This is a genomic window from Actinomadura sp. 6N118, assembly GCF_044326415.1.
Classification (GTDB): domain Bacteria; phylum Actinomycetota; class Actinomycetes; order Streptosporangiales; family Streptosporangiaceae; genus Spirillospora.
On sequence record NZ_JBIRAZ010000028.1, the window covers coordinates 115,274 to 139,014 of the forward strand.

General features: G+C 71.1%; 23 protein-coding genes. 9 read left to right on the top strand and 14 right to left on the bottom strand.

The window, feature by feature from the left end; translation table 11 throughout:
- Positions 1-92 precede the first annotated feature (92 nt).
- On the top strand, positions 93-1,379 hold the full coding sequence (locus tag ACH34W_RS47330) for an ROK family protein (RefSeq protein ID WP_395967822.1): 1,287 nt from the start codon (positions 93-95) through the stop codon (positions 1,377-1,379).
- On the opposite strand, the gene ACH34W_RS47335 is transcribed toward ACH34W_RS47330, so the two are convergent.
- Genes ACH34W_RS47335 through ACH34W_RS47345 form a run of 3 tightly spaced genes read right to left on the bottom strand, consistent with a single transcriptional unit; the run spans position 1,372 to position 4,353 of the window.
- A complete protein-coding gene (locus ACH34W_RS47335; RefSeq protein WP_395967823.1) occupies positions 1,372-2,412 on the bottom strand; it encodes a hypothetical protein in 1,041 nt (346 codons plus the stop codon). The two genes, ACH34W_RS47330 and ACH34W_RS47335, sit on opposite strands and share 8 nt — an antisense overlap.
- 43 nt (positions 2,413-2,455) lie before the next feature.
- The gene (locus tag ACH34W_RS47340; RefSeq protein WP_395967824.1) at positions 2,456-3,091 is read right to left on the bottom strand and encodes a response regulator; all 636 of its coding nucleotides are present in this window, start codon (positions 3,089-3,091) and stop codon (positions 2,456-2,458) included.
- Positions 3,079-4,353 carry a sensor histidine kinase gene (locus tag ACH34W_RS47345; RefSeq protein WP_395967825.1) on the bottom strand — a complete coding sequence of 425 codons (1,275 nt, stop codon included), beginning with the start codon at positions 4,351-4,353 and terminating at the stop codon, positions 3,079-3,081. Before ACH34W_RS47345 ends, ACH34W_RS47340 begins: the two co-directional genes overlap by 13 nt.
- Positions 4,354-4,520: 167 nt before the next feature.
- Between ACH34W_RS47345 and ACH34W_RS47350 the strand changes: the two genes are divergently transcribed.
- The 6 genes from ACH34W_RS47350 to ACH34W_RS47375 all read left to right on the top strand — a co-directional run bounded on the left by ACH34W_RS47350 (position 4,521) and on the right by ACH34W_RS47375 (position 10,792).
- Positions 4,521-5,279, top strand: coding sequence for an ABC transporter ATP-binding protein (locus ACH34W_RS47350; protein ID WP_395967826.1), 759 nt, complete (start codon positions 4,521-4,523; stop codon positions 5,277-5,279).
- Positions 5,276-7,726, top strand: a complete 2,451-nt coding sequence (locus ACH34W_RS47355; protein ID WP_395967827.1) for an FtsX-like permease family protein — start codon at positions 5,276-5,278, stop codon at positions 7,724-7,726. Before ACH34W_RS47350 ends, ACH34W_RS47355 begins: the two co-directional genes overlap by 4 nt.
- Positions 7,727-7,740: 14 nt before the next feature.
- A complete protein-coding gene (locus ACH34W_RS47360) occupies positions 7,741-7,908 on the top strand; it encodes a hypothetical protein (RefSeq protein ID WP_395967828.1) in 168 nt (55 codons plus the stop codon).
- 106 nt (positions 7,909-8,014) lie between these two features.
- The gene (locus ACH34W_RS47365; protein WP_395967829.1) at positions 8,015-8,845 is read left to right on the top strand and encodes a DUF4253 domain-containing protein; all 831 of its coding nucleotides are present in this window, start codon (positions 8,015-8,017) and stop codon (positions 8,843-8,845) included.
- A gap of 78 nt (positions 8,846-8,923) precedes the next feature.
- On the top strand, positions 8,924-9,400 hold the full coding sequence (locus ACH34W_RS47370) for a peptidase inhibitor family I36 protein (RefSeq protein WP_395967830.1): 477 nt from the start codon (positions 8,924-8,926) through the stop codon (positions 9,398-9,400).
- Between the two features lie 201 nt (positions 9,401-9,601).
- On the top strand, positions 9,602-10,792 hold the full coding sequence (locus ACH34W_RS47375) for a hypothetical protein (protein WP_395967831.1): 1,191 nt from the start codon (positions 9,602-9,604) through the stop codon (positions 10,790-10,792).
- A 28-nt stretch (positions 10,793-10,820) separates the two neighbouring features.
- Here ACH34W_RS47375 and ACH34W_RS47380 read toward each other — a convergent pair whose 3' ends face one another.
- Positions 10,821-12,797: a SpoIIE family protein phosphatase gene (locus tag ACH34W_RS47380; RefSeq protein WP_395967832.1), complete on the bottom strand. Its 1,977-nt coding sequence runs from the start codon at positions 12,795-12,797 to the stop codon at positions 10,821-10,823.
- 80 nt (positions 12,798-12,877) lie between these two features.
- Between ACH34W_RS47380 and ACH34W_RS47385 the strand changes: the two genes are divergently transcribed.
- Complete coding sequence (locus tag ACH34W_RS47385) at positions 12,878-13,366, top strand: FAD-dependent monooxygenase (protein WP_395967833.1); 489 nt, start codon at positions 12,878-12,880, stop codon at positions 13,364-13,366.
- 37 nt (positions 13,367-13,403) lie between these two features.
- On the opposite strand, the gene ACH34W_RS47390 is transcribed toward ACH34W_RS47385, so the two are convergent.
- The 6 genes from ACH34W_RS47390 to ACH34W_RS47415 are packed head-to-tail and all read right to left on the bottom strand — an operon-like array spanning position 13,404 to position 18,412.
- Entirely contained in the window at positions 13,404-14,264 is an 861-nt protein-coding gene (locus ACH34W_RS47390; protein ID WP_395967834.1) for a spermidine synthase, read from the bottom strand.
- A gap of 18 nt (positions 14,265-14,282) precedes the next feature.
- Positions 14,283-15,032 (bottom strand): copper homeostasis protein CutC, encoded by a 750-nt coding sequence (locus ACH34W_RS47395; RefSeq protein ID WP_395967835.1) that lies wholly within the window; start codon positions 15,030-15,032, stop codon positions 14,283-14,285.
- Positions 15,033-16,034 (bottom strand): asparaginase, encoded by a 1,002-nt coding sequence (locus tag ACH34W_RS47400; protein ID WP_395967836.1) that lies wholly within the window; start codon positions 16,032-16,034, stop codon positions 15,033-15,035. It abuts the gene before it with no gap.
- Positions 15,916-16,821: an amino acid ABC transporter permease gene (locus ACH34W_RS47405; RefSeq protein ID WP_395967837.1), complete on the bottom strand. Its 906-nt coding sequence runs from the start codon at positions 16,819-16,821 to the stop codon at positions 15,916-15,918. The genes ACH34W_RS47400 and ACH34W_RS47405 overlap by 119 nt, the downstream gene beginning before the upstream one ends.
- Positions 16,818-17,462 carry an amino acid ABC transporter permease gene (locus ACH34W_RS47410; RefSeq protein WP_395967838.1) on the bottom strand — a complete coding sequence of 215 codons (645 nt, stop codon included), beginning with the start codon at positions 17,460-17,462 and terminating at the stop codon, positions 16,818-16,820. The genes ACH34W_RS47405 and ACH34W_RS47410 overlap by 4 nt, the downstream gene beginning before the upstream one ends.
- An 8-nt stretch (positions 17,463-17,470) precedes the next feature.
- Positions 17,471-18,412 carry a glutamate ABC transporter substrate-binding protein gene (locus tag ACH34W_RS47415; protein WP_395967839.1) on the bottom strand — a complete coding sequence of 314 codons (942 nt, stop codon included), beginning with the start codon at positions 18,410-18,412 and terminating at the stop codon, positions 17,471-17,473.
- 212 nt (positions 18,413-18,624) lie between these two features.
- Here ACH34W_RS47415 and ACH34W_RS47420 point away from each other — a divergent pair, with 212 nt between their 5' ends.
- A complete protein-coding gene (locus ACH34W_RS47420; RefSeq protein ID WP_395967840.1) occupies positions 18,625-19,797 on the top strand; it encodes an ROK family protein in 1,173 nt (390 codons plus the stop codon).
- Between the two features lie 3 nt (positions 19,798-19,800).
- Here ACH34W_RS47420 and ACH34W_RS47425 read toward each other — a convergent pair whose 3' ends face one another.
- The 4 genes from ACH34W_RS47425 to ACH34W_RS47440 are packed head-to-tail and all read right to left on the bottom strand — an operon-like array spanning position 19,801 to position 23,740.
- Positions 19,801-20,871, bottom strand: coding sequence for an ABC transporter ATP-binding protein (locus tag ACH34W_RS47425; RefSeq protein WP_395967841.1), 1,071 nt, complete (start codon positions 20,869-20,871; stop codon positions 19,801-19,803).
- Positions 20,834-21,874, bottom strand: a complete 1,041-nt coding sequence (locus ACH34W_RS47430; protein ID WP_395967842.1) for an ABC transporter ATP-binding protein — start codon at positions 21,872-21,874, stop codon at positions 20,834-20,836. The genes ACH34W_RS47425 and ACH34W_RS47430 overlap by 38 nt, the downstream gene beginning before the upstream one ends.
- 8 nt (positions 21,875-21,882) lie before the next feature.
- Positions 21,883-22,821: an ABC transporter permease gene (locus ACH34W_RS47435; RefSeq protein ID WP_395967843.1), complete on the bottom strand. Its 939-nt coding sequence runs from the start codon at positions 22,819-22,821 to the stop codon at positions 21,883-21,885.
- Entirely contained in the window at positions 22,814-23,740 is a 927-nt protein-coding gene (locus ACH34W_RS47440) for an ABC transporter permease (protein ID WP_395967844.1), read from the bottom strand. The genes ACH34W_RS47435 and ACH34W_RS47440 overlap by 8 nt, the downstream gene beginning before the upstream one ends.
- Position 23,741: the final 1 nt, after the last annotated feature.

The window sequence follows — 23,741 nt, forward strand, 5'->3', positions numbered from 1 at the left end:
TGACGGGGCCGATGTGAGCTAGATCACTACTTATTTCACGTCGTGATTTAAGCAGTGACATAATGGGCGGTCAAGATCGGAAGGGGCCCCCGATGCCGGAGAGGACCCGGCGGACCGTGCGCGACCTACGCCGCGGCAACCGCTCCACCCTGCTGCGTCGGCTGTATTTCGACGGCCCGCTCACCCGCCTGGAGCTGAGCCGGCTGACCGGATTGAGCCAGGCGTCGGTGAGCAACGTCGTCGCCGAGCTGCTCGACCTCGGAGTGATCACTGAGGCGGGCAGCGTCGAGTCCGACGGGGGCCGGCCGCGGATCCTGCTCAAGACCGCTCCCGGCCACGGCCAGCTGGCGGGCGTGGACGTCGGCGAGACCCGGGTCCTGGTCGAGCTGTTCGACTTGGAGCTGACACCGCTGGCCAAGGCCGACCTCCCGCTCGGCGACGGCGGCCACGATGTCGCTGCCGTCGTCGAGCACGCGCTGTCGGGGTTGCGGACGGTCATCACCGAGAGCGGCGTCGACCCCGGTTCCGTGCTCGGAGTGGGCGTGGGCGTCCCGGGCACCGTGGAACGCACACCCGGGACCGTGGTGCACTGCCAGACCATCGGCTGGGAGGCGGTGCCGCTGGAACGGATGCTCCGCGAGGGCACCGCGACCCTGGAGGGCACGGATCTGCCCCTGTTCATCGACAACGACGCCACCGCGCTCGGGCAGGCCGAGATGTGGTTCGGCACGGGGCGCGGTTGCCGCAACGCCGTGGTGGCCCTCATAGGTTCCGGGGTGGGGGCCTGCGTGGTGGTCGACGGCGCCCCGTACCGCGGATCGGCGGGCAGCGCGGGCGAATGGGGCCACACGACGGCCCAGGTCGGCGGTGCCCCCTGCCGCTGCGGCGCGCGTGGCTGCCTGGAGGCGTACGTGGGCGCGAGCGCCCTCCTCGGCCGCTACCGTTCCGCCGGGGGCACCACGGCCACGGGGGAGGAGGAGTCCCTCGCCGCTCTGCTGGCCGATCCCGCCCCGGCCGCGGCCGGGATACGGGCCGAGGTGGTGGCCTACCTCGGCGCCGGCATCGCCGACCTGGTCAACCTCTTCAACCCGGAGAAGATCATCATCGGCGGGTGGGCCGGCCTGCTGATCGGCGCCCGGATGCTCGACCCGATCCAGCAGGCCGCGGCCGAGTACGCGCTCCGCCAGCCGTTCGCCCGGACCTCCATCGAGCTCGGCCGCCTGGGGCCTGAGGCGGTCGCTGTGGGCGCCGCGACCCTGCCGCTGGCACGCCTGCTCGACGGCGGCGGCACCATCGAGCAGACCAGAACCGGGCAGAGCGCCCCAGCCGTCAGCCGGCCCGGTCCCCCTCGGGCTGCCTCACCGGAACACCTCAGCTGAGCCCGCGCACGAAGCGGTCGATGGCGGGGAGGGTGTCGGGGGTCAGGTCCCGGCGGGTCACCGCCATGACGTCGCCGCGGAACGACCGCACCTCGACGAAGCTCTCCGGGGTCGACTCGATCAACAGCGGCAGGATGCGCTCCACGGTCTCCCTGAGGCCGGTTTTGAACTTCTTCTGGCGCAGGGCGGAGCGTCTGAGGCTCTCGAACGTCCCGACCGTGCTCTGCAGGTCATAACGCAGATCGGTCACCGGGAACGGCTCCCGGTCCCAGGTGCTGGTGGCGATCGTCTCGCTCGACCGGCCCTGGGTGCGGGCTTCGACGAACGTCTCGTTGTCCGCGTCCCCGATCTCGCAGTCGTGGATGGGGAAGACCCTCCCGACCCGGCCCCCGTAGTCGGAGCCGCGGCACAGTGAGGGCGCGCAGAACAGCACATGGCTGAACGGGCCGACCGGAACGTCCAGCCGCACCTTGTGGTGCGATGTCCCGTCGAACAGCAGATGCCAGCGGGGCGTCACGAAGTCCAGGAACGCCGAAACCGCGTCCGCGTCGTACCCCGGGTCCTTGACGTTGAACTGCAGGCCCTTGCACCCATCGTCGACGAGGACGAGATATTTGCGGAACGGCCCGGGACCGCCCGGGAACGGGAAATGTTTGACATACGCCCCTTCATGCCCGGGCACGGGCTCATGGCCGGCCCATGCCTCCTCCCAGGATCCGGGTCGCCTCTTCTCCGCCTCCTCGCGCATCACGTCGAGGAGCTTGGCGTCCCGCGCGTAGCCGGGATCCGGGTCCTCCGACGGCCCGGTCGACGTGTCACCGGTGACCTCGACGTACCCCTGGCGCCGCTTTTCGCGGATCTTCCGATTGAAATGACGTTCGGCATGGACCTCGTCGTCCAGGGTCATGCTCATTCCCCGCATGACGCCGCCCGCCACGCCCCATCCCATGTGGCAGCGGATGCCCTCGCGGCGGATCCGCCAGCATCGCACCACGTCACCGGTGCGCTTCTCGAAAGTTCGCCATTCCGACATGCCGCCACACCTTTCCACAGGTGACGGTGGCGACAAAGCCGTTTCAGGCGTTCAGATAGGCCAGCACGGCGAGGACGCGGCGATGGCCGCTGTCGCTGGGCGGCAGGTCGAGCTTCAGGAAGATGCTGCCGATGTGCTTGCTGACGGACCGCTCCGTGATGACGAGGGTCGCGGCGATGGTGGCGTTGTCGTGGCCCTGCGCCATGAGCGCGAGCACCTCGCGCTCGCGCGGGGTGAGTGCCTGCAGCGGTGAACGGCGTGTCATGAGCTGGGAGACCACCTCCGGGTCGAGTGCGGTGCCGCCGGCGGCGACACGTTGCAGCGCGTCCAGGAACTCCTCGACCCGGCTGACCCTGTCCTTGAGGAGATAGCCGATGCCCTGGGCACCGCCCGCCAGGAGCTCGGTCGCGTACGTCTCCTCCACGTACTGGGAGAGAACGAGCACGGGCAGGTCGGGCAGTGCCTTGCGTGCCTCGATCGCGGCCCGCAGGCCCTCGTCGCGGAAACCCGGCGGAAGCCGGACATCGAGGACGGCCACGTCGGGCCGGTGCGCCAGCAGGGCGGGCACGATCTCCGGACCGGTGTCGGCGACCGCGACGACCTCGTGGCCGTCGCCCGTCAGCAGCAGGACCAGCCCCTCGCGCAGCAGGGCGTTGTCCTCCGCGATCACGATCCGCACGGCAGCTCCACCTCGAGTGTCGTTCCCGCGCCGACGGGGCTGTCGACACGGGTGGCGCCGTCCAGCGCGGCGACCCGGCGGCGGATCCCGGCCAGCCCGCTGCCGCGGGCCGGATCTGCGCCGCCCTTCCCATCGTCCCGCACGATGATCCGCAACCGGTCGCCGTCCCGGCGCAGTGTCACCTGGGCCGCGGCGGCTCCGCTGTGCTTGGCGATGTTGGTCAAGGCCTCGGCGACGACGAAGTAGGCGGCCGCCTCCACCGCCGCAGGGACACGGCGTTCCGCCCCGCCGATCTCCAGCTCGATCTCCACGGTGACCGGGATGTGCTGCCCGGCGGCGAGGGCGCGGACCGCGCCGGGCAGGCCGCGGTCGGACAGGATCGGCGGGTAGATGCCCCGGATGACGGAGCGCAGCTGGGTCAGGGCGTCCTCGATCCCCTCCCGGGCCTCCAGGAACAGCGTGCGGGCGGCCTCGGGGTCGGCATCGAAGCGCCGGTCGGCGAGGCCGAGCCGCAGCGCGACCGAGACCAGCTGGGCCTGCGTGCCGTCGTGCAGGTCGCGTTCGATGCGGCGCAGCTCGGCGCCGTGGGCCTCCAGTGCCTCCGCCCGCGTCTCGGTCAGCTGTTCGACCCGTTCGGCGAGGCTGACCCCGCGGGTCGGCCCGAGCAGCTTGGCGGCGATCCACGCCTGCCACCGCACGAACCGGGGCACCAGCCACCACAGGCCCAGGATGTTGACGCCGGCCTGAAGGAACGGCATGGTCAGCGCCTTGGGCCAGCTGTCCAGGACGATGAACGCCGACTGCGAGCCTTCCGGCGCCGCCCACCACCACAGCGGCAGGGACAGCGAGAACAGTATCGATGGCCACAGCGAGACGGCCATCACCGCCGCGAGCAGCCCGCCGTAGCCGTGCAGGACCATCCACGCCACGTCACGCCAGGTGGACGGCGCGCGCAACAGCGCGAAGCCCTGCTCGAACGAGGTGCCGCGCGGCGGCGCGTAGGGCTCGGGGATCTCGCGGCCCAGCACCCGGGCCACCCTGCGCCGTTCGGCGTTGGTCAGGGCACGCAGCGGGCGGGCGACCTCCGGCAGCCAGGGAATGGCGATCACCAGGATCGACAGGAACGCCACGAGCGGGAGGACGCAGGTGCCCAGGAGCGCGGGCAGCACGGTGCGCAGGCCGCCGGCCAGAAAGGTGGTGGCGTCCCCGCTGCGTCTCAGTGCGTTCTTCACGGCCTTCACGGCGCTTCTCTCGTCCTCCATCGGAGCTCACGTTAAGGGACCGCGCGGGCCCGCCGTAATGACTCCCGCTCCCCGGCCCGTGGTGTAGCTGGCTACACCTCTGATTCGGGGGTGCGAGCCCATGTGCCGGCCCTCCGCCGGAACCTACGTTCAACCAGGTGAGAGCGCGGTCGAGAGCGAGAGGGAACATGACGACGACGTTGGCGGCAGAGACAGCGGAGGGGACTCCCTATGAGGCGACGGCATATGCGGTGCGGATGGAGGCGGTCACCCGGTCGTACGGGTCGGTGACGGCGCTGCGCGGCGTCACCAGGGCGTTCCCGCGCGGCGGCTTCACGGCCGTCATGGGGCCGTCCGGCTCGGGCAAGAGCACGTTCCTGCACTGCGCGTCCGGCCTCGACCGCCCGACCTCGGGTTCCGTCCTGATCGGCGGCACCGACATCGGCCGTCTCAGCGAGGCCAAGCGGACCCGGCTGCGGCGTGAACGGATCGGGTTCGTGTTCCAGTCGTTCAACCTGATCCCGTCCATGGACGTCGAGCAGAACATCACCCTCCCGCTCCATCTCAGCGGCGCGCGCGCCGATCCCCAATGGCTCGCCGAGGTGGTTGGGCGCGTCGGGCTCGCAGACCGGCTCCGGCACCGGCCGTCCGAGCTTTCCGGCGGGCAGCAGCAGCGGGCGGCCGTCGCCCGGGCCCTCATCACCAGGCCCGAGGTCGTGTTCGCGGACGAGCCCACGGGCTCCCTTGATCCGCGTTCGGCGCGTGACGTGCTGGCCCTGCTGCGCGAGGCAGCCGACCAGACCGGGCAGACCGTGGTGCTGGTGACGCACGACCCGATGGCGGCTGCGTGGGCCGACTCGGTGCTCTTCCTGCGGGACGGCCAGATCGTCGCCGAGCTCCCCGATCCCACCCCCGCCACCGTGATGGCTCGCTGGGACGTCCTGTGAAGCCGCCGAAGGGCGCCCTGGCGGGCGTGTTCGTGGCTTTGATGTTCGCCGCCGCGCTGGTCGGCTCGTGCGGCGTGCTCCTGGAGTCCGCACTGCGGGCGCACGCGCCGGTGGACCGGTACGAGGCGGCCGCGGCGGTCGTCACCGGTGAGCAGTCGGTCTCGGTCCGGCAGAAGCGGGTCGGGTCGGAACCGGAGAAGCAGACGCGGCCGCTGACCGAACGCGCCCGCGTCCCGGTCGCAGCCGCCGAGCGCCTGCGAGCCGTGCCGGGTGTGCGGGCGGTCATCGCGGATGTGTCGTTCCCCGTGCTGACCGCGTCGGGTGTGACGGTCACCGGCCAAGGCTGGGATTCCGCGGCGCTCCACTCGTACGAGGCGGCGGCCGGCCGTGCTCCGCAGGCGCCGGACGAGGTCGTGCTCGACACCGCCACGGCGGCTCGGGCGCGAGTGGCGGTAGGCAGCGTGGTCGGACTCCAGACGACCGGTGCTCCTCAGCCGTTCCGGGTCACCGGGCTGGTGAAGGCGGGCGGTCCACCCGGCGCGTTCTTCGCGTCGCAGGCGACGGCGACGCTGAGCGGTCACCCGGGGCAGGCGGACGCGCTGGCGGTGATCGCAGGCGGACGCGTGGACGCCGCCGCACTGAAGAAGGCCGCCCCGGGCCTGGTGGTCAAGACGGGCGCCGCACGAGGGGACGCGGAAGACCTGGCCGTGCGGGGTGCCCGCCCCGACATGATCGAGATGGCCGCCTCGTTCGGCGCGGTCGCCGTGATGACGGCGCTGGTGGTCGTCGGGGGCCTGATCGCCCTGTCGATCCGGGAACGCAGCCGCGAGTTCGCGTTGCTGCGCGCCGTCGGCGCGACGCCCTGGCAGGTCCGCGGCCGGATCGTGCGGGAGACGCTCCGGACGGCCCTGCCTGCGGGACTGCTCGGCGGCCTGCTCGCGCTGGCGCTCGGCGCGGCGATGCACCGGGCCATGGTGGCCAAGGACGTGCTCCCTGGCGGTTTCGGGCTGTCGCTCAGCCCGCTGCCCGCGCTGGCCGCGCTGCTCATCAGCCTGCTCGCCGCGATGCTGTCGGCGTTCTTCGCCTCGCTCCGCGCGACGCGCATCCGGCCGGTCGAAGCTCTCGGCGAGGCGGCCGTCGAGCCGGCGTCACTGCCTCGCTGGCGGGTCATCACGGGTGTGGTGTTCCTTGTGCTTGGCGTCAATGCGCTCGGCGTCTCGACGATGGCGAGCGGATCGACGGCAGCCGCCTCGATCGGCGGGCTGGTGATCACACTGATCGTGGCGACCGCCCTGCTGAGCCCGCTCATCGCGCGGCGCGGCGGCCGCGTGTTCGGCCGCGTTCTGCGGACCGCGTCGCCCGTGGCCGGCCGGCTCGCGGACATCAACATCGGCGCGGCGGCGCTGCGGCTCGGCTCGGTCATCACGCCGGTCGCGCTGGCGGTCGCGTTCGCCGGGGTGCAGCTCTTCGCGCAGTCGACGTCCGTCCGCGCGACGGAGGTTCAGGCGGCCGAGGGGACGCGTGCGGACCGGGTCGTCGTGCCGGCCGGTCCGGGGCTGCCCTCCGGGGTGCTCGACGCCGTACGGAGCACTCCCGGCGTGCGGGCCGCGACCGCCGTCAAGCAGACCACCGTCGTGATGTCGGTCAGGGAACTGGCTGAAAAGAACCTCCGCTCCCTCCCCGCCAAGGGCGTCAGCCCCGAGGGGATCACGCAGACGATGGACCCCGGCGTGACGAAGGGCTCTCTCGCCGACCTCCGCGACCCTGGCACGGTCGCGCTCAGCGAGAGCGTCGCCGAGGGCGTCCGGCTGGGCCAGGAGCAGCAGTTCTGGCTCGGGGACGGCACCCCGGTCAAGGCCCGCGTCGTGGCGATCTACGAGCGCGGCCTGGGTCTCGGTGACGTGCTCCTCCCCCATGCCACGGTCGCCGCGCACACCACGTCGCCCCTGGACGACCACATCCTCGTACGAGGGGACCCGGATCTCCGCCCTGCCCTTTCCCGCTATTCCGGAGCCTTGGTCATCGCCCAGGACGCCTTCGGCGCGCAGCAGTCCGAGGAACTGCGGCTGCAAGGCTTCATGAGCTACGTGGTGGTGCTCGCCATCTGCGGGTTCATCGTCATCGGGCTGGTGACGACACTGGCCCTCGCCACCGCCTCCCGGCGCCGCGAACTCGCCCTGCTCCGCCTGGTGGGTGCGACCCGCCGCCAGGTACTGCGGATGCTCCGGCTGGAGGCGGCCATCATGCTCGGCATCGGCCTGGCCGTCGGAACGCTGATCGCCGGAGTCACGCTGCTGACGTTCGCCACCGCCGTCACAGGCCTGCCGCTGCCCGCCGTACCGCCGCTGACCTTCGCGGCGATCCTCCTGCTCGTGGCCGCCCCCGGCGCCGCCGCGATGCTCCTGCCCGCCCGGCCGATGTTGCGCCGGCGTCCCGAAACGAGCTGAAAGGCGAGAGCCTCATGGACAACGGCATGCGCTGGACTCTCTTCGGCATCCTCCTCACGGCCAACGTCATCGCCGGCGCGGTCTTCAACGGCACCTGGATCCAGATCGTGGCGAGCTCGCTGACCGGAGCCGGGATGGCCGGCCTCGTCGTCGAGTACTTCTGGCGGGGGCGCCACCGGTGAGGCCGACCGAACCCGGCGGCACCGTCCCCTTGCCGGGCCTTGCGCCGTTAACATCTCCGGAGTGCCAAGATCCCTGTTGGCACTGATGTGTACCGGAACGGCGGAAATGGACGACCTCGAGCTCCGGCGGTCCCTGCCGGGCAACCTGCCCCAGCTGTTCGCTGACGACCAGGTCGAGCGGGCGCTGGACGTGGCGCTGCCCGCAGGGGACGTGGTCTGGCCGGACCCCGGCTACCCGCAGCGCCAGATCCTCCTGCGCCCGGCGTTCTGGCTGAGCGACGAACCGGTCACCGGCGAGCTGTGGGCGGCGCTGCGGGCAGCGCATCCGCAGTCCGGGCTGTGGCCGGTGCTGCTGGACGAGACCGACCAGCCGTGGGCCGCGGGGCAGATCGCACCGGAGCCGGTCACCGACGTCGACAACTACCTCCCCACCGCCTTCATGTCCGAGGTCTGGGCCGACTGGGCGGAGCAGGCCGCCGAGGAGGACCACGACGACCTGGCTCCGTTCGGCCGCGACTGCCCCGGCCCGGCGCAGCGCGGCGCCTCGCTGGACGACCCGGGCGCCGTGGCCGACCGCCACGCCCGTGCCCTCGCACCCCGGGGTCTCTCCCTCGGCCTCGTCGCGGTCGAGCGCAGCGCCGACGTCCTCGCCGCCATCGGGTGGCAGGGCGCGCTCAACCACAACGAATGGACGGCGCCGCTCGCCGCCGTGGTCCGCGGCTGGGAGGAACGGTTCGGCGCCCGCGTCATCGCGATGGGCTTCAACACCCTGGACCTGAGCGTCGCCGCACCGCCCATCAGCGCCCGCCACGCCCTCCACGTCGCCGCCGAGCACTGGGCGTTCTGCCCCGACATCCTCTTCCAGGGCCCCGGCACCCTCGGCGGCTACGCCGAAGAAATCCGCGGCAAGACCCGCTGGTCCTTCTGGTGGGACTAGGCATAACGGCTTGATATCGACGCGATAGCGCCTCCTCCTACGGTCGTTTTCGATCGATCCGTCCAAGGAAGGGGCACCATGGCACGACTTCGCACGATCGGCGCCGTCGCCGCGATCGCGGCCGCGACGGCCGCGGGCAGCGTGGCCGCCGGCGCGCCGGCACAGGCTGCAAAGAAGAACTGCAAGATCGGCTATTTCTGCGCCTGGTCCAACACTTCTGGCAACAGATTCGCCGGCAAGGCCGACTGCAGGTGGTGGGGCGACGGCTGGAACTGGAGCGGCAAGTGCGGGGAGCCCCGCCGTCGCGCCACCGCCATTTACAACCACGGCAAGAAGGGAGCGGGCGCCTCCCACGTCCGCATCTACGACAAGGCCGGTGGAAAGGGCAGCTCTGCCTGCATCAAGCGCGGCTCCGCGTGGGACCTGACGTTCAAGGTGAAGGACCCCGAGGTCGGCGGGTACGTCTATGTCTACAAGTGGACGTCAGGCCCCAAGAAGGGCAGGCCGATCCTGCACGGCGGCATCGACTCCCACAAATGGGTCCGGAGCTGCTGACCCTGAGAACTGAGCGCTGAGGCCCGCCGGACGCCAGCCCCGGCGGGCCTCAGGCGCTCAACAAGCAGCGCCCGGCGGCTACGGTTGACCCGGAAGGATGCTCGGGTGGCCAGTTGTTCCACTCCTGTCTAATATTTCGCGGCAAGGGATGATCGGAGGCGCCCGCCTCCGGGCGGCACGCCATGAGGGGACGGCAGCCAGGTGCGGATCAGGGCCAGGACGAGGGAGCGCCGCCTGCTGCCCGGCGGCCGGGTGCTCCCGGTGGTCATCGGGACCGCCCTGCTCGGCACCCTGATCGGCGATGCCACCATGATCATCATTGACCGGCAGGGCGAGCCGGACGGACCCGCCAAGGCCGACCCCGGCGACCTCGTCTCGGTCTCGGGCGAGGCCATGGGGGTCCCGGCGGTCGCGCCGCTCACCCGGCGCCTCCAGCCCAGCCTGCTGATCGCGGGAACCGGCTCGCTGCCGCCCACGGTGGTGGAGCGCACGCGCCGCATCAAGGGAGTCGCCGGGGTCACGGTCGTCGACGCCGCCCGCGCCCAGGTCGGCGGGCAGCGGGTCGGGCTGCTCGGCGTCGACCCGTCCACGTTCCGCGCGTTCGCGCCCAAGCAGTCCGCCGAGTCCGACCAGCTCTGGCGCACCGTCGCGACCGGCGGGCTGGCCGTCTCGTTCACGCTGAGCCGGGAGGGCGCGCTGCCGCTCGGCGGCGTCGTCCAGGCGGGCAGCACCGCCAAGCCGGGCCAGGTGCGCATCTCCGCGTACGCCTCGATGGGCATCGGCGACGTCGACGCGGTGGTGTCCCGGACCCAGGCGCGCACCCTGGGCATGCCGGACGGCAACGGGCTCGTCATCAGCGCGCCCAAGGCCGACCGCAAGAAGTTGTCGAAGGCGCTCAAGCAGATCCTCCCGCGCGGCACGAAGATCGCTCCCATCGCGCCGCAGACGTCACCGGTCACGCCGGCCGGGTTGCGCCGGCAGCCGCAGGTGACCGGCCGCCCCGACGGCGTCACCGGCAACCGGTCGACCATCACCGGCAACATGATGACGCCGACGATGAGCAAGGTGGTGACGGAGCTCGACGGCATGTTCGGGGCGTTCCCCGTCATCGGCTGCTTCCGCAACACCGGCGACCCGCAGGACCACGCGCTCGGCCGCGCCTGCGACTTCATGGAGACCACCACGGGCCGCATGCCGAGCGCCAGCGCGCAGCGCCACGGCGACCAGGTCGCCCAGTACGCGATCAGCAACGCGCGGCGCCTGGGCATCTCCTACGTGATCTGGAAGCAGCACATCTGGAACATCAGATTCCCCGGCTGGCGCAAGATGGAGAACCGCGGCAGCCTGACGCAGAACCACTTCGACCACCTGCACATCTCGGTGCTGCGCTGATCGTTCAAGACTGCGCTGATAGCCCAAATCAGAGGCGTTCGAGCTCGCACCAGACCGCCTTGCCCTCGCCGGTCCGGCGGACGCCCCAGCGGCGCGCCAGCCGGCCGACCACGTGCAGGCCGCGCCCGGACTCGGCCATGCCGTCCTCACAGCGGCGGATCCGCGGGCGACCGTCGGTGCCGTCGAAGACCTCCACCACGAGCCCTTCTTCCCGGACGAGCCGCAGGGTGATCCGCCCGTCCGCGTGCCGGATCGCGTTGGTCACCAGCTCCGAGGCCAGCAGCGTGGCGGAGTCTGCCAGCTCGCCCAGGCCCCACCGTTCGAGCTGGTCGCGGATCAGACCGCGTGCGCGCCGCGCCGCCGCGGGATCGGCGGGCAGCTCCCAGGTGACGTGGTCGTCGGCCGGGATGCGGCGCAGGCGCGCCACGAGCATCGCGATGTCGTCCCGGTGCTGGTCGTCGTACACGCCGTCGAGCGCGGCCTGGCAGAGCTCCTCCAGCGGCCGGGCGGCGGCGCCGGAGCTGAACGTGCGGCGCAGCCGGGCCAGCCCGTCGTCGATGTCGCGCGAGCGGTTCTCCACCAGGCCGTCGGTGTAGAGCACCAGCAGGGAGCCGTCCTCGACGGTGAACTCGCGGCTGACGATCGGCCCCTCGCCCACGCCCAGCGGCGGAGCCGGTGGCACGTCGAGGTAGGTGGCCTCTCCACCGGGCAGCGCCATCAGCGGCGGCAGGTGCCCGGCGCTGGCGGCCTCACAGCGCCCGCTGACGGCGTCGTACACCACGTAGGCGCAGGTGGCGAAGTGCGGCTCGCGCTCGCCGAGCGTCCGCATCAGCAGGTCAAGGCGTTCCAGTGCCTCGGCGGGCGGCAGGTCGAGCCCGGCCAGCGTGTGGATCGCGGTGCGAAGCCGCCCCATGGTCACCGCCGCCCGCACGCCGTGCCCGGCCACGTCGCCGACGACGAGGACCACCCGCCCGCCGGGCAGCGCGATCGACTCGTACCAGTCACCGCCGACCTCGATGAGCCGGCCGCCGGGCAGGTACCGGTGGTGCACCTCGACCGTCACCGGCGCCGACAGGTCGGTCGGCAGCAGGCTGCGCTGCAGCGTGAGCGCCGTCGCGCGCTCCCGCCCGTACCGGCGCGCGCTCTCGATGAAACGCGCGGCGCGCGAGGCGAACTCCATGCCGATGTCGATGTCGTACGCGTCGAACGGGCGGTGCGCGACGCTGCGCGTGCAGACGAAGAAACCGAGCGTCGCGCCGTCGGCGATGATCGGCAGCAGCAACATCGACGCGCCCTTGAGCAGCTCGGCGACCGGCGGGCGGCGCCATGCCTCGGCGATGCGGGCGGCACCCTCGTCGGCGAGCCGGGCGAGGACCGGGCGCCCGCCGTCCATGCACTGCGCGTACGGGGTGTCCGCCGGGTAGGTCAGCACCTCGCCGGTCGGGAACGCCGCGTCCCATGCCTGGTCGTCGTCGTCAAAGGAGATCGCCATGCGCCGCAGCACGTGTGTGCCGTCCGGCGACTGGTCGGGCGACTCGTCGGCGGCCACCAGGCTCTCCAGCAGGAGCAGCGCACCCGAGTTGCAGAAGTGCGGGACGAGGATGTCCATGAGGCCGCGCGCGAGCTGGTCGAGGTCGAGCGTCGCGCCGATGCGCGGCAGCGAGTCGTCGAGCAGCGCGCGGCGGATGACCGCCGGGTCGAGGAACCGGTCGGCCAGCGGCACCGGGACGCGGATGACGGCCAGCGCCGACAGGTCCGGGTCGCCGCCGCTCATCGGGTGCACGGTGATCACCGCGTCGTGGGTCGTGCCCTCCCCGGCCTGGATCGCGACCATGGCCGAGGTCTCGCGCCCGGCGGCCACCGCCGCCAGGAGGCCCTCCAGCGCGCCGTCAGATCCTCCGACGATCATGTCGCCGAACGGAGCGCCGCACAGATCATCCGGATTCTTGGCAAGAACTGCCGCGGCGTTGCGGTCGAACTGGAGTATTTTCCCCGACGAATCCATGCCGACAATCAGAATTCGGGTGGAGGACTCCATCGCTCGATTATGGGGCATTTGCCGTCGCGATGCGGTAGATACGGACCATGAACAAGGTCGCCATCGTCGGAGGGGGGCCCACGGGACTGGCCCTGGCCGCGGAGCTCGCTCTCGCGGGAGTGCCTTGCCGGGTCTTCGACCGCCGCCCCGGGCCCCGCACCGACTCGCGTGCTATCACGCTCCATGCCCGTACCATGGAGCTGCTCGATCTGCGCGGCCTCGCCGGGCGCTTCACCGACGCCGGGGTGCCGCTGCCCGGTTTCCCGCTCGGGTTGAAGGGCGCCTCCATCGACTTCGGCCGCCTTGACTCCGATTTCCCCTACATGTTGGGCATTCCGCAGAGCCGAATCGAAGAGCTGCTCGCCGCGCGCGCCCTAGAACTGGGCGCCGAGGTCCAGTGGTCGCACAGAGTTTCGGGAATCCAGCAGAACACCGACGATATCCAGCTGGAATTCGATTCTGCCGACCCGCAGTCGTTCGCGTACGTCGTCGCAGCCCTGAAGCACGCCCTCGACCGCCAGCTGTCTCGTTCGTGAGGGGCAGCCCCTTCGTGAGGGCCAGCTGTTCGTGGGGTCAGGGGCGACCGAAGACCTGAGGTGGCGGAATGGGGGTTTCGATCTCGTCGCGGTCGTGGATGGGGGCGGCTCCCGCGATGAAGGCGGTGAGGTCGGCGCCTTCGATCAGGCGGGCCTGGACCAGGCCGCCGGCGGCTCGGCGGGTCAGCTGGGCGGTGGGGAGGGGGAGCCGAGAGGCGGCGATGATGAGGTTGCCGAAGCGGCGGCCACGCAGGATGCCGGGCTCGGCCAGCATGAGGGTGTGGGGGAAGACCGAGCGGACGGTGGCGGCCATGCGGCGGGCGAACGGCAGGCGGAAGCCGTCCGCGACGTTGATCAGGTAGACGCCGCCGGGGCGCAGGACGCGGGCCACGTCGTAGGCGAACTCCTGGGTGGCGAGCTCGACCGGCATCGAGGCCTCGGCGAACGCGTCGAGGACCGCGAGGTCGTCGGCGGCGTCGGCCAGGGCGGCGATGCCGGCCCGGCCGTCCACGATGCGGATCTTGAGCCCGGGCACGTTCTTGACGGGCAGCTGCTCGCGGACGAGCTGGACCAGCCGCCCGTCGGGTTCGAGGACGACCTGGCGGGAGCCGGGCCGGGTCGCGGCGATGTAGCGGGGCAGGGTGCAGGCCGCACCGCCGATGTGCACGGCGTCGAAGGGCTGGTCGTCGAGGCCCAGGCAGTCGATCACGTCGCCCATCAGGCGCATGTACTCGAAGTCGAGGTAGGTGGGGTCGGTCAGGTCCACGTAGGACTGGGGCACCCCTCCCACGCACAGCACCCAGCCGTTGTCGCGGTCGGCGTCGCGGAGGAGCTCGGCCTCGCCGTTGGCGACCGGGTAGCGATCTGCCTGCGGCTCCCGCTGTCCCCTACGCGCCATGGGTTCAGCTTAGTTGGCCTACCTTGGTTTGCTGGCCGTGATCACCGAGCTGATACCCGCGCCGGTGGTGACGAGACGCTGGTACTCGGGACGGCGCAGTTCCCCGCCCATGAACGGGTGCGGGTTGCGGTGGACTGCGGGGCTCTCGGCTTCGGTGAGGGCGGCGAAGTGGATCTCCTTGACGCCGGTCTCGGTGACGATGCGCGCCACGTTGCGCTCGGTCACGCCGCCGCCCGGCATGACGACGATGCGGTCGCCCGCGCGGCGGACGAGCTCGGCGATCAGCGGGGAGCCTTCGAGCACGCTCACCTCCTGGCCGGACGTGAGGACGCGGTCGACGCCGAGGTCGATCAGGGTCTCGAGCGCCGCAAAGGGGTCCGCGGCCATGTCGAACGCGCGGTGGAACGTGATGGGGAGGCCGTCGGCGGCCGTGATGAGACGGGTGGTGACCGCGCGGTCGACGTCACCTTCGGGAGTCAGCGCGCCGATCACCACGCCGTGGGCGCCGGCCTCACGTGCGAGGGCCACATCGTGCTCCATCGCGTCCACCTCGTGGGCGTCGAAGATGAAGTCGCCACCGCGCGGGCGGATGATGACGTGCACGCGGATCGACGAGACCGCCGCGACGGCGGCGCGGACCGTGCCGAGGCTCGGGGTGATGCCGCCGTCGAACAGCGCGGCGCACAGCTCCACCCGGTCGGCGCCCGCCTGTTCGGCGGCGATCGCGCCTTCGACGCTGTCGATGCAGATCTCGTAGGTGAGGCTCACTTACTTCCCTTCGGTTGTACGGATTTCGCTCACCACACGGATCTCCCCCACCACGCGGCCGCCGCCCAGGATGGGGACGGCGGCCAGCTCCGCGGCGGCCGGGGTGACGGCCGCTCCGAGAGCGGCGAGGGCGTGGACGGCGACGGCTGTGGTGGCACGGGGGCTGCCGTCGATGACCTTGACGGCGACCGCGTGGCCTTCGGCTGTGGCGGCGATGAGGACGCCCTCCGCGCCGCCCTTGACGACGGAGCCGGGCAGGGCCTTCATGAGCTCGGTATTGAGGTGGCCGGTGCCGCCGACGTACTCGGGGTACTCGCGCATCGCATCGGCCACCGCGCGGTAAGGGCCGTTCTTGGCGAGGACGAGGGACTGCGCGGCGCGGGCCAGTCCGGTCAGGGTGAGACCGAAGAGCGGAGCACCGCAGCCGTCCACGGCCACGGGCGCAGGCCGTTCACCCGCGGCGTCGGCCATCGTGGTGCGGACGCCCTGCTGGAGCGGATGATTCACGTCGAGGTACGTCTCCACCGGCCAGTCGTTGACGACGCACGCGGCGAGCATCGCGGCGTGCTTGCCCGAGCAGTTCATGCGTTCGCGCGACTTCTCCGGCTCGCCGTTGCGAATGAGAGCCGCGCGCGTGCGCCCGTCCTCGGGCGGAGTCGCCGGGCACTGCAGCGCCTCGAAGCCGAGCCCCGCGTCGGCGAGGATCGCGGCGACGGTCTTCACATGGAAGTCCTCGCCCGTGTGGCTGCCCGCCGCGATCGCGAGCCGTTCGCCTGTGAGCGGCGCGTCCGCCGTCAGGCAGGCCAGCGCCTGGAACGGTTTGGTCGTGGAACGCGGCAGCACGGTGCCGTGCACGTCGCCGCGAGCGTGGGCGAGGCTCCCGTCAGGCGCCAGTCCGGACACGCTCCCGTAGTGCACGCTCTCCACGAAGCCGTTCCGCACGACCTCGGCCAGCACTGCGTATCCGGCCGGCACCGCGTGTTCGACCGGGTTTGCGTCCATTGCGTTCCTCCACGGTGCGCGCGACCTTGGACAACGTCGCGTTGATCACCAGGTAGACCAGCGCGATGACCAGGTAGGTCTGGATGAGCAGGTGGTTGTAGTTGGCGAGCACCTTGCCGCTGTAGAGCAGCTCGGCGTAGCTGACGACGAAGCCGAGCGAGGTGTCCTTGACCAGGCCGACGGACTGGCTGATCAGTGACGGCAGCACCCGCCGCGCCGCCTGCGGCAGCACGATCATCCGCATGGCCCGGCCGCGGGTGAGGCCGACCGCGAGCCCCGCCTCCAGCTGCCCGCGCTCGACCGACTGGATGCCCGCCCGGAAGATCTCGGCGAACGCGGCGGCGTTGGACACCGACAGCGGCACGACGAGCTTCCAGAACAGCGGCATGTCGAGCCCGTACTTCGGCAGCGCGAACAACACCACGTACACGAGCAGCAGGGCCGGGATGGTCCGTACGACCTCGACGTACGCGGCGGACGGCAGGCGGACCCACCGGCTGTGCGACAGACGGCCGAGCGCGAGCACGATGCCCGCCGCCATCGACAGCGCGATCGCCACGACCGCCGCGAGCGCGGTCGACTTCAGCCCGTCCAGCAGGTACCGCCACATCGGCCAGGTGCCGTACGGGCGCCAGCGGTCGGCCGCGAGCTGCCCGTTGTCGGCGAACTGCCGCAGTGCCAGCCCGAGCAGCGCGAGCCCGGCCAGGACCGTGAGCGCGGTCGCGATCCGGATCCGGCGGCGGGCGCGCGGGCCGGGCTCGTCGAACAACACCCTCGCGACGCTCATCGCAGGATCGCCAGCTTCCGTTCGAGGGCGCCGGTGGTCAGCCCGGCGCACGCTGACAACGCCATGTAGAGCAGGCCCGCCGTCACGAAGATCCAGATGGGCTGCGCCTCGGCCAGGTTGACCCGGTTGGCCGCGGCGGTCAGCTCGACGACGCCGACCGCCGCCGCCAGCGCGGTGTTCATGATCGTCATGATCGCGATGTTGCCGAGCGGCTGGACCACCGTGCGCAGCGCCTGCGGCAGGATCACCATGCGGAGCGACTGGGTGAAGGTGAGGCCGAGCGCGCGGGCCGCCTCGCCCTGCCCCACCGGCACGGCGTTGATCCCTGACCGCACCGCCTCCGCCATGTACGCGCCCTGGTAGAGCGATATCACGATCACGGCGGTGGTGAAGAGCCCCGCCATCACCCCGATCTCGGGCAGGCCGAAGACCGCCAGCACGAGCCACACCAGGAGCGGGATGTTCTGCAGGGTCTCCACGTAGGCGGTGCCCGCGGCGCGCAGCACGGCCACCGGGCTGACGCGCATCGCGGCCACGATGACACCGGCCACGAGCGCGCCCGCCAGCGAGAGCAGGGTGAGCTCCACGGTGACCAGCATCCCGTCGCCGAACTCGCCGAGATGCCGGGTGATGACGTCCATCCGGGCCCTTATTCGGAGCCGGGCGCCGAGCCGATGGCCGGTGGCTGCGGCGCCTCGCCCTGCACGACCGTGCCGATCGAGTTCTTCCAGACCTTGGCCCACAGTCCGGACGCCTGGATGTTCTTCAGCCACTCGTTGACGAACTGCTTCATCTGCGCGTCGCCGTGCTTGAGGCCGATGCCGTACGGGTCGCTGGTGAACGGCTTGCCCTGGATCTGGATGGTCGGGTCCTGCTTGGCGGTGGCGAGGAGCACCGCCTCGTCCTGCACGTACGCCTGTCCCCGCCCCTGCTTGAGCGCCTGCACGCACTCGGGGTCACTGCCGAACGTGACGATCTTGGCGTCGGGTGCGGCCTTCTTGATGGCCGGGATCGCCGGGGTGTTGGCACCCGCGATGACGGTCTTGCCCTTCAGGTCCTCGGGCTTGAGGATGCCGGTCTCGCCCTTCTTGGTGGCGATGACCAGGCCTGAGCTGTAGTACGGCCCGGCGAAGGCGACCTGCTTCGCGCGCTCGGGGGTGATGCTGTAGGTCTGGAAGACGACGTCGACGGTTCCGTTCGACAGCAGCGCCTCGCGCGTCTCGGACGCCGAGTTGACGATCTTCACCTCGGGCTTGCCGATGATGTACTTGGCGAGCAGCCTGCCGAAGTCCGCGTCCAGGCCCTCGACCTTCTTGGTGCCGGGGTTCTGCTGGGACAGCAGCGGCGCGTCGAGCGAGCCTCCCACGATGAGCTGGCCGCGCTTCTTGATCTTGTCCATCGTCGAGCCGGCCGGGATGGCCGAGGCGACCGGCGCCGACGCCGTGAGGTCCTCCTTGTCGCCGCCGACGGCGGCGCCGGGCACGGCGGAGGAGGTCGAGTCGTCGCTGGAGCAGGCCGCGAGGCCCGCCAGCGACAGGGCGGCGACCGCGGCCACCGCCGTGCGCCGCAGACCCGGGAGGTTTCGCATCATGATCATCAACCTTTCTGGACAGCCCCGAATCAGTGGCTGAGAACCTTCGTGTGCTGGAAAAGGTTGAACGGAAGCGGCCGCCCCTCGATGCGGACCTCCATCAACAGCGCCCCAACTTTCTTCGATATCGAAGGTAGTCAGGAAGATAGAACCCAAAATCGGACCAAGTCAATACATTGCTGGGCAAAGTAGGTTCGTGCTATTCATCTGTGATGCGCATCAGAGACGACGGACCGGCGGCGCTCGTCCGGCTCGTGGCCACCGGCCAGGCCGAGTCGCGAGCGGACCTCGCCAGGCTCTCCGGGCTGGCCCCGTCCAGCGTCTCGCTCCGGGTCGAGGAACTCATCGACGCGCGCCTGTTCGCCGAGGAGGGCGCGGGGACGTCACGCGGCGGGCGGCGCCCCCGGCTGCTGCGGCTCGCGCGCGAGGCGGGCGTGTTCTTCGTCGCCGACCTCGGCGCCCATCACGCCCGCCTGGCCATCGTCGACCTCGCCGGCACTCCGCTCGCGTTGTCGGAGCTGGCCTGCGAGATCGCCGTCGGCCCTGAGAGCACCCTCGACTCGGTCATCGGGCACCTGCGTGTCCTGGCGCGCGACCTGCGGGACGAGCTGGGCCTGGCCGACCTGCCGGTGCGCGGCATCGGCGTGGGGCTCCCGGGACCGGTCGATCCGGCGACCGGCCAGGTGGTCTCGCCCTCACGCATGCCCGGCTGGAACGACTTCCCCGCGCGCGACTACCTGACCGAACGCGCAGGTCTGCCCGCCCTCGTCGAGAACGACGCCAACCTCATGGCGGTCGGCGAGCACCGGCGCTCCTGGCCCGGGCTCGACAACCTCATGGTGCTCAAGCTCGGCAGCGGCATCGGCTGCGGTGTCATCGCCGAGGGGCGCCTGCACCGGGGCCGGGGCGCCGCGGGCGACATCAGCCACGTGCGCATCCTGTCCGAGGCGACCGTCGACTGCTCGTGCGGGCATCCCGACTGCCTGGAGGCACACGCCAGCGGCGCGGCGCTCGCCGCCGCGCTCGCCCGCCAGGGCATCACCGTCGACCATCCCGCCGACATCGTCGACCTGGTGACCAACGGGGTCCCGCAGGCCACCAGCGCCGTCCGCACCGCCGGGCGGCTCATCGGCGACGTGCTCACCGCCCTCGTCAACTTCTTCAACCCCGACGCGCTGGTCATCGGCGGCAGCCTGTCCAACGCCGAGCCGCTCATCTCGACCATCCGCGGCGTCATCTACGAACGCTGCCTGCCGCTGGCCACCCGCAACCTGGAGATCGTCACGTCCCGGACCGGCCGCGACGCCAGCATCCTCGGCGCCGGCCACCTGCTCCTGGACTCGCCGCTGTCGAACGAGTGGATCGAGGCCGCCGTCAAGCAGTGATTCTCATGTCGTGACGGTGTCCTCGGTCTCCGCGGCGAAGTGGCAGGCGCTCGGATGAGCTGATCCTGCCCGTCCGGCTCCGTCTCGTTCAGCTCCGTCTCGTTCGATCAGGGCGGGCTCCTCGTCGGCGCACACGTCCTGGGCCTTCCAGCAGCGGGTGCGGAAGCGGCAGCCGGACGGCGGGTCGATCGGTGACGGCGGCTCGCCCTCCAGCGTGATCTGCTCACGCCAGCCTCGCGCGTCCGGGTCCGGCACGGGCACGGCCGACAGCAGCGCCTGGGTGTACGGATGGGTCGGGTGCTCGTAGATCTGCTCATCGTCGCCGGTCTCGACGACCTTGCCGAGGTACATCACGGCTACGCGGTCGGAGATGTGCCGGACGGCGGCGAGGTCGTGAGCGATGAAGACGTACGCCAGGCCGAACTCGTTCTGCAGGTCGGCGAGCAGGTTCATCACCTGGGCCTGAACGGAGACGTCGAGGGCGGACACGGGCTCGTCGCACACGATGACGTCCGGCCGCAGCGCCAGCGCACGGGCGATGCCGACGCGCTGGCGCTGGCCGCCGGAGAACTGATGCGGGTAGCGGTTGACGTGGTCGGGATCGAGGCCGACGACTTCGAGCAGGTCCTTGACCCGGCCGCGCCGCTCACCCTTGGGCGCCACCTCGGGATGGATGTCGAACGGCTCGCCCACGATGTCGCCGACCGTCATCCGCGGGTTGAGGGAGGAGTACGGGTCCTGGAGCACCATCTGGATGCGGCGGCGCAACGCGCGAAGGTCGCGGCGTGACAACGCGAAGATGTCGCGGCCCTCGAAGCGCACGCTGCCTGCGGTCGGCTTCTCTGCCGCCAGCAGGAGCCTGGCGAGGGTGGACTTGCCGCAGCCTGACTCCCCCACGACGCCCAGCGTCTCGCCGCGGCGAAGCTCCAGGTCCACGCCGTCCACGGCCTTCACCCGGCCGACCTCGCGTTTGAACAGCACGCCCTGCGTGACCGGGTAGTGCTTCACCAGGCCCTCGACCTCGAGGATCGGCCGCTCAGCCGACCGAGTCGGAGTTGGCGTCGGATCCGGCACCGTACACCTCCTCCGCGAAATGGCAGGCGGCCTGATGCCCGGCCGTGCCGACCTGGATGAGCGGCGGCCGCTCCTGCGAGCAGATCGCCTCCGCGCGGGGACAACGCGGCTGGAACGGGCAGCCGGGCGGCAGGGCGGCCGGATTGGGCGGCGCGCCCTTGATGGGCACGAGTGGCCCGCTCCTCCGGTCGAGCCTCGGCACGGAGGCCAGCAGGCCGGCCGTGTACGGGTGGGCGGGACGGGCGTACAGCTCCCGCGCGGGGGCCTGTTCGGCGACCGTGCCCGCGTACATGACGACGATCCGGTCCGCGACGCCCGCCACCACGCCGAGGTCATGGGTGATGAGCACCAGCCCCATCCGCAGGTCGTCCTGCAGATCGGCGAGCAGCCGCATGATCTGCGCCTGCACGGTCACGTCGAGCGCGGTGGTCGGCTCGTCGGCGATGAGCACGTCGGGTTCCAGTGCCAGCGCCATGGCGATCATGATGCGCTGGCGCATGCCGCCGGAGAACTGGTGCGGGTAGTCGCCCAGGCGCTGCCGGGCGGACGGGATGCGCACCCGCTCCATCAGCTCGACGGCCTTGACCTTGGCGTCCTTGCGCCGCATCCCGCGGTGCACCTCGTACATCTCGCAGATCTGGTCGCCGACCGTGAAGACCGGGTTCAGCGCGCTCAGCGCGTCCTGGAAGATCATGGAGATCCGGTCGCCGCGATAGGTCCGGCGGCGGCGTTCGGGCAGGCCCAGCAGCTCCTCGCCGCGAAGCCGCACCGCGCCCTGGGTGATCTCGGCGGGCGGGGTGTCGAGGATGCCCATCACGGCTTGCGCGGCCACGCTCTTGCCCGATCCCGACTCGCCGAGGATCGCGACCGTCTCCCCCTCCGCAAGCGTGTAGGAGAGCCCGTTGACCGCGCGCACGTGCTGGCCCCGCACCTTGAACCGGACATGGAGGTCCTCCACCTCCAGCAGCGGCGCCTCGTTCTTCGCCGGCTCGTCCTTCGCCATCTCCATGGTCACCGCAGTTTCGGGTCGAGGGCGTCGCGGACGGCGTCGCCGAGCATCAGGAAGCTCAGCACGGTCGCCGACAGGAACAGCGCCGGGAACACCAGCAGATGCGGATGGTCGACGAAGTAGGACTGCGCCTGGTTGAGCTGCAGGCCCCACGACACCTCCGGGTACTGCAGCCCGACGCCGAGGAAGTCCAGCGTCGCCTCACCCGCGATCACGTTGCCCACGTTCAGCGTCGCCACCACGATCACCGGGGCGATCGCGTTCGGCAGGATGTGCTTGCGCATGATGCGCAGGTCGGACGCGCCCAGCAGGCGCGCCGCCTGCACGTAGTCGGCGTCCTTCACCGCGATGACCTGGCCCCGCATGATCCGGATCATGGTCGTCCAGCCGAGCAGCACCAGCACCAGCGTCATCGCGCCGATGCCGTGGTCGGGGAAGGCGACCAGGATGACCGTCGCCCCCAGCACGAACGGCAGCCCGAAGAAGATGTCGGTGATCCGCGCGATCAGCCCGTCCCAGACACCGCCGTAGTAGCCCCCGATCATGCCGAAGACCACCGCGATGAGCAGGGCGAACAGGGTGACCGAGACCCCGATGAGCAGGGTCGGCCAGGCGCCGTGCACGACGTGCGCGTAGTAGTCGCAGCCCGCCAGGTCGGTGCCGAACTGGTGGCCGCCGCCTGGACCTTGCTTCGACAGGTTGGGATCGCAGTTCTCGTTCTCGCCGATGTCGGTGAACAGTCCCGGCACCAGCGCGAGCACGGTGACCGCCAGCAGGATCGCCGCGGAGATCCAGAAGATCCAGCGGCGCCTCAGGTCGTGCCAGGCGTCGCCCCAGAGCGAGGCCGACTGGCCGGATACGAGCCCGCCCGCCTCAGCGACCGCCGCCGTCGTCATCGTCATCGGTTCGGTCGCCGGTTCTGCCTTCTTCGGTTCAGTCACGGCGGATCCTCGGGTCGAGCACGCCGTACAGCAGGTCGACGGCGAGGTTGACCACCAGGAAGACGAGCACCAGGAGCGTGGAAGCCCCCACCACCACCGGGCCCTCCTTGAGCTGGATCGACTGGAACACCTGCTGGCCGATGCCCGGCAGGTTGAAGATGCCCTCGGTGACCACGGCGCCGCCCATCAGCGTGCCGAAGTCCACGCCGAGATAGGTGATCACCGGGATCAGCGAGTTGCGCAGCGTGTGCTTGCCCACGACGCGCACCTTGCTCAGCCCCTTGGCGTAGGCGGTGCGCACGTAGTCCGAGCGCAGGTTCTCCGCGATGCTCGTCCTGGTCAGCCGCGCCACGTACGACAGTCCCAGGGAGCCGAGCACCATGCCCGGCAAGAGGTAGCTCAGGGGCCAGCCGTCCTCGGTGCCCGCCGTCGGGAAGAGCCCGAGGTTCAGCCCGAGGACGATCTGCGCGGTGTAGCCGAGCACGAACACCGGCACCGCGATGACGAGCGTCGTGCCGCCGAGGACCAGGGTGTCGGCGAGGCTGCCACGCCGCAGTCCCGCCCACACCCCGAGCCCGATCCCGATGACCAGTTCGAACAGCCAGGCCGTCAACGCGAGCTGCGCCGTCACCGTCCAGCGCCCGCTGAGCACGTCGGACACGGCCTGGCCGTCGAACGTCTCCCCCAGGTCGCCCTGGACGAGCCCGCCGAGGTACTTCACGTACTGCACCAGCAGCGGGTCGTTCAGGTTGTAGTGCTCACGCAGGGCGTTGACCACCGCCGGCGGGAGCGGCTTCTCCCCCGCCAGCGCCTGGATCGGATCGCCCGGCAGCGCGAACACCATGGCGTAGATCAAGAACGTCGTGCCCAGGAAGACCGGGATCGCCTGGAGCAGCCGCCGTGCGATGAAGCGCCACATA